The sequence below is a fragment of the Ferrovum myxofaciens genome (assembly GCF_000735045.1).
GTDB lineage: Bacteria > Pseudomonadota > Gammaproteobacteria > Burkholderiales > Ferrovaceae > Ferrovum > Ferrovum myxofaciens.
Genome location: NZ_JPOQ01000615.1, coordinates 1 through 253, shown reverse-complemented (window position 1 = coordinate 253; position 253 = coordinate 1). Strand labels below are relative to the sequence as shown.

General features: G+C 57.7%; 1 protein-coding gene. It reads left to right on the top strand.

Features of this window, described 5'->3' with window-relative positions:
• Positions 1 to 253: transposase (locus IV91_RS0115365; protein WP_200874462.1), on the top strand; the 253-nt coding region annotated here is incomplete at both ends.

The following is a 253-nucleotide window of genomic DNA, read 5'->3' as shown; positions in this document are numbered from 1 at the left end:
GCGGTGTGGAATTTCTGCACAAAATCCTGCTGCATATTCTCCCGAAGGGATTCAGACGGGCGCGCAACTTCGGCTTTCTGCACCCCAACAGCCGGCTGGTCAAGCTGGTGCAGCTGATTAAACGGGTGTTTGTTCCACCGCCCAAACCGCGTCCGGTGCCTGGCTGTCCGTGTTGCGGAAAACCGATGCGCATCGTGCGTACGCGGGTGAAATACGCAGGTGATGCATTACCCAGCTTGGCATCGATTCGGGA